2 protein-coding genes are annotated in these 1,848 nt (G+C 65.2%); both read right to left on the bottom strand.

Annotated elements, in window-relative coordinates:
- Nucleotides 1–944, bottom strand: a 944-nt coding sequence (locus tag WCA53_RS29445; RefSeq protein ID WP_423919513.1) for an HlyD family efflux transporter periplasmic adaptor subunit, incomplete at its 3' end; no start/stop codon positions are given.
- 34 nt (nt 945–978) lie between these two features.
- Nucleotides 979–1,848: efflux transporter outer membrane subunit (locus tag WCA53_RS29450; protein WP_423919518.1), on the bottom strand; the 870-nt coding region annotated here is incomplete at its 5' end.

Below are 1,848 nucleotides of genomic sequence, written 5' to 3' on the forward strand. Positions count from 1 at the left end.
CCGATCACTTTTCCGTGGTACTTGACGCTCGAACCGTAGACATCCGCCGTCATCGTGACCGGCTCACCGATGCGCATCCGGCGCAGCTGCACTTCCTTGAAGTTCGCATTGACCCACACGCCGTCGAGCGGCACGATCGACATCAGCGGCGTGCCCGGCGAGACGCGCTCGCCAACTTGCACCGAGCGCTGCGCGACGTAGCCCGTCACCGGCGCCGGCAGCGTATTGCGTGAGTAGTCGAGGTAGGCGTCGCGGAGCTTAGCGGCGGCGGCTTGCACGTTCGGATGCTCTTCGATCGACGTGCGGTCGGTCAGCGCATGGTTCGATTGCCCCTGCTGGCGAGCGGCGTTAAGCGACGCCTGAGCGGAGGCGACAGCGTCGCGGGCGTGCGAGATGTCTTCCGCCGATACCGCGCCGGTGTTGGCCACCGCGACACGGCGCTTCAAATCGTCCTGCGCACGCGAGAGATCCGACTCACGCTGAGCGACGTTGGCCGCGTAGTAGTCGTTGTTCACGTAGAGCGTGCTGACCTGGCGCACGGCTTGACCGAGCGCCGCCTCGGCGTTCAGGAGCGCGATCCGCGAATCGGCCGGGTCCAGCGTGACGACCGGGTCGCCCGCTTTCACGATCTGCGTGTCATCCGAGTTGACCGCGTTGACCGTGCCGGTCACTTGCGGCGTGAGCTCCACGAGGTTGCCGTCGACGTACGCGTCGTCGGTCGACTCGTGATATTGCCCATACGTAAAGTAGTACGAACCATATGCACCACCCGCGATCACGATGCCGATGCCCAGGAGGGCGAGCCACAGCTTGCGTTTGCCTGATCCTGAGGGTGCAGGCGGCGTCGCGTTCGGCGGGGTTCCGACGGGGGCATGGTGTGCACGGTTGCTGTTCGATTGTGCCGGGTCCGCAATCGTGCGGTCAGCCTTGATGGTATCGCTCATGTCAATTCACTAGAGAGTTTGCAAACGTGCCGGTTCAACGCGCGGCGACGACGGGGTGGGAAGGCGCAGCTAAAGCCACGCTGCGGGATGTATCGGAGGACGCATCGGACGACGTATCGACGTAGCCACCACCGAGTGCCGATGCGAGCGCGATCTGCTGGTCGCGCCGGTTCATCAGCAAGTTGGCGACGGCCTGATCGGCCTGCAGCGTGTTCATGGCGGCGTTGAGCACGGTGAGCTGATTCGTCAGGCCACCCTTGTACTGCCGGGTCGCCAGATCGTCGGCCTCGCGTGCCTCCTGTTGCGCCGTTTGCGCATCGACAAGCTGCACGTCGCTTGAGCGGATCTGCGCAATTTGCGTCGCCACGCCGTTCAATGCGCTGATCAGCGTCTGGTTGTAGGTCGCTACGGCACCATCGAAATCGGCGTAACGGCCCTTCAATTGCGCACGCAGTTCACCCGCGTCGAAAATCGGCAAATGGATCGCCGGGCCCGCGCTGACCGTGCGGCTCGCCGCCGTCAGGAAGCGGCCGAAGCCGAACGCGTCCAGCCCGAGCGCGGCGCTCAGATTGATGTCCGGGTAGAACTCGGCCTTCGCTTCCTTCACTTCATGCGTGATGGCATCTACGCGCCAGCGAGCCGCGACAATGTCCGGGCGGCGGCTCACGAGGTCTGCGGGAAGGTTGTCCGGCAAGAGTACTTCGTCGCCGACGCCAAGCGTAGGCCGGGCTATCGCGACCCCGCGATCTGGGCCCTCGCCCATGAGCGCTGCCAGTTGGTAGCGGGTCGTCAGGATGCTGCTGTCGAGCGCCGCGCTCGGGCTGGACGCGTTCGGCTTCGGCCGCTTCCTGACGGCGGCGAGCCGCACGGTCAGCGCGGGCCCGGCGATCCATTTGCCGATTTT

The organism is Caballeronia sp. (assembly GCF_049581465.1).
GTDB lineage: Bacteria > Pseudomonadota > Gammaproteobacteria > Burkholderiales > Burkholderiaceae > Caballeronia.